Here is a 3,242-nt window from a genome sequence, read left to right on the forward strand (position 1 = left end):
ACATCGTAACCCTCAGCAGGGCGCTCTAAGTAATCATCAAAATCTTTGGAGTCTTTCCAACTACTCAATGGATGGTAATAGTTGGTGGCCAGCTTGGTGTAGTCGGCCCACAGCTCAAGCCCCAGNCCCAGACGGCTGTGATTGCGGCTAAAGTCTTGGTCAAGGAAGGTGTTGGTGCCCAGCAACCAGGTCTCTTGTTCCCAGCGCACACCCAGACCAAAGTTACCGATGGTTCGCCCATCCTGGTCATGCACCCCTACCTGAGAGAAGGTCACCACATCGTCATTTTCATACCACGGCGTGAACAAGGAGGCAGAGCTCTTGCTCAGGTCCCCGTTGTCATCCACCGTCAGCGTGACCCGGGCTTTACCAAATTTCCCCAGTAAGTCCTGAGCCTGCTGCTGAACGGGATTCAACACCTCAGCTTTGGCTTTATTTTTTGCCCAACTCTCGGCTTGATTTTGCACCTGGTCGCCGGTCATGTTGTTCCAGTCCTGACCACCCACGGACTGGGCCATCCCAGCGGCTTTCATTTCCATGGCGGAGGCAGGCATCCGGCCATCCTTGTCGGCCTTCGGTAATGGGTCATTGCCCATGCCGAGTTCCGGCAAATTATTCACGTACAGACCCGACTCATCGGTGGTCGGCAATAATGGGGAGTCCACAGGTAAGAGCAAACTTTCACCGGCCTTCATCGCCTCCCGACGGTTAAGCCCACCGTTATTCAGGATACGCAGCTCCGCCACCGTAATGCCGCTTTGCAGGGCTAACTGGTACAGGCTACTGTCAGCCGGGACGACATAGAGGCGGGTTGTTGAGGTGGCAGAAGAGATGTCATTCTGTGCAGCAAAANCCGCGGTCGAAAAACCANTACTCATGACACAAATTGCTATAGCNGAAAGACGCATTGTTATTTTCATTATTCCATTCCCTTTGCGCCGAACGCGCTATCCTAATTAAATGGTCATCGAATCGGAATATGTACCGATGAACGAGTAACGCCAAACAGAATTACATTCAATTATTTTCCACTGCCATCACAAATATGGACAGACGATTCAGTAGATATAATGACCAATCAATAATCACATTCTCCGCCAGTCACTAAATTCACAGTTAATCATTAATCAGTCAGGGCGTGAGAATAGATAACCATAAACAATGAAACGAAATTAGCGAAATGGCAGCGAACAAAAAATACACAAAAAAGGTTAGCGTCACACAATCATAGCAACGCATTGGATTATAATTTAAATAAGAAATATATTAACCAATCAGCACCAGACATATCACTAATCCGTCAAGTAACCAGCCATGAGTGATATTGATGACGATTATACATAATAAAAATGAATGCAGATCAATTGATCGCATTTAATGATTAATACAGATTAATATCCTGTTATTGATTAAAATATAAACCAATAAAAGTATCATTACTTGAATTTGTTTCCATGAGCAGATTTTTAGATCAAAAAAGACAGTTGTTAACCGCTATATTCAAAACGAAAAAACATGACAAAAATCAATAAATGCAATCATTTTAAGCTGGGATTTCAAATAAAAATAACCCCAATAAATGCCAGAAAAATTAATTGATTAATATTAAATCAAACACAAAACAATAAATGACAACACTTCATTTAACATGAAAACTAATTTAAAAATGCAAGGTAACAAAAATATCGAATCGCATTAACAAAATTATTTTATCCATATTTAATATACATACACCGTCGAATAACAAACAATAAGAGACCGGTGTATTATTTCAATTTCATACAATCCACTGAAACCTTATTTTGCATTATTAATTATCAACAACAGCTAAACCGGGAATATGGCAAATATCTCGACATAATCGATCAAGACAATGAAGTTACTGAGATTAAAAAACCAACCCCGACAAGGTTTGTCAATGAAGATCAATATGCACATTCCGATTGTCAACCATCACCACCAAGACATCACATTGGGCAATATGCGAACAGGCAGCAATCCACAGACACTGTTCCCCAGCCATGAGGCTGTAAATCACTCTCTTTTACAACAGGTGAGGGTCGGACAGACCCACTACCAGACGGTGCAGGTTGACGGGAATACCCGATTAGTGGACATCGTGATGAATTGACGGGCTAATCACCCTTGAGTTGAATCAATAAGGAATAAACAGACTGCGCTTAACAAACAGGGATGAGATGGCGGGTTAAACTGATGACACCTATTACTGATGTTTCAATTTTAACCTGAGAGACTAATGACACCACTTAAACGGTGTACTAGAACAATCAAACCACAAACGTCAGGATGGTTTAGGATACCGTCAGTGGTTCAGGTTTCAGACGCTTTTTCGACTTCCTTCACATGCTCAGCGACAATGTGCAATAAATTCGGTAAACCCTTTTATGGTTGAATCGGAAGTTTTTTACGTTACGAAGGTATAAAAAGCACAAGCCAAATATCCAGTTGCACTGGCTGTCAGGTATGCGTATCAGCCAGGCTTCATTTTCTTTACTCGGTTGAGAACAGTCCGCGCCTGATGCTGCCAGTGGCCTAAACGTTTATGCCAGTCGTTAAGAATACTGGGGCATGGGGCTATAGGTTCAAAATTAGTAGATATCTGAAGTGCAAGAGAGAATGTGTTACATACGGATTTAATGAACATATCTCGCAACAGCCCCATCATCAGAGCAAACGGCCTAACAGTACACCTTCAATCCAGTGTGGATTAATTTAACGTCGAAAACCAGACGGCTCTGAATCAAGAGGTTCGGCAACCAGTTCAATATCCCGTTGGAACATAAAAATAATCCGGAACGTCAATGGTTCTCCGGTTTATCTCAAAGCTACTTAACTGTTCAATCCCTTTTAAACGTTCGGTATTATGCACTACGGCAGTGGTCACAGAGATAATAATCTTACCAGCCAACTCGTACCCCAATGGTACCACCAATCGAATAGTTATCGCTGACGTTATGGGTTGCACTGATTAAGTTAACATTGCCGTACACCGCATAGCGCCCGTTCTGCCATTCATGGGTCCCACCAACGCCCACGCCGACCGACTGGCGTTTATCCAGGGTGCTGAAATCCACACCGGAAACGTGAGTTTTAGTCCCGTTCATAAACTCGTTGTACACATCGACATTACCGTAAACATGTGACCGGCGGGTTGTGCCATCTTCAGCTCGCCAGACAATGTCCTTATCCAATGACACGCCCAACCGGCCTCGCAGGCTATC

General features: G+C 43.5%; 3 protein-coding genes and 1 pseudogene (1 of these 4 running past the window's edge). 1 reads left to right on the top strand and 3 read right to left on the bottom strand.

Annotated features, from left to right (window positions below):
* Nucleotides 1-920, bottom strand: partial view of an inverse autotransporter beta domain-containing protein gene (locus YWE_RS31750; RefSeq protein ID WP_084167121.1) — the 5' portion only. Its footprint begins 37 nt before the window's first position; only the first 920 of its 957 coding nucleotides appear in the window; the start codon lies at nucleotides 918-920; the stop codon falls past the left edge of the window.
* 1,010 nt (nucleotides 921-1,930) lie between these two features.
* Between YWE_RS31750 and YWE_RS0117010 the strand changes: the two genes are divergently transcribed.
* On the top strand, nucleotides 1,931-2,131 hold the full coding sequence (locus YWE_RS0117010; protein WP_154661416.1) for a hypothetical protein: 201 nt from the start codon (nucleotides 1,931-1,933) through the stop codon (nucleotides 2,129-2,131).
* A gap of 232 nt (nucleotides 2,132-2,363) precedes the next feature.
* On the opposite strand, the pseudogene YWE_RS30485 reads toward YWE_RS0117010, so the two are convergent.
* Together YWE_RS30485 and YWE_RS0117015 are read right to left on the bottom strand one after the other, a co-directional pair.
* Nucleotides 2,364-2,516 (bottom strand): annotated as a pseudogene (locus tag YWE_RS30485) (IS3 family transposase); the annotation flags it as partial.
* Between the two features lie 402 nt (nucleotides 2,517-2,918).
* Nucleotides 2,919-3,242: autotransporter outer membrane beta-barrel domain-containing protein (locus tag YWE_RS0117015; RefSeq protein WP_029095620.1), on the bottom strand; the 324-nt coding region annotated here is incomplete at its 5' end.

The organism is Budvicia aquatica DSM 5075 = ATCC 35567 (genome assembly GCF_000427805.1).
In the GTDB taxonomy this organism is placed as follows: Bacteria; Pseudomonadota; Gammaproteobacteria; order Enterobacterales; family Enterobacteriaceae; genus Budvicia; species Budvicia aquatica.

What these genes read in the sequence shown, in the direction of transcription:
- YWE_RS0117010 (WP_154661416.1), top strand. Translation starts at nt 1,931, where the DNA reads ATGCACATTCCGATTGTCAACCATCACCACCAAGACATCACATTGGGC.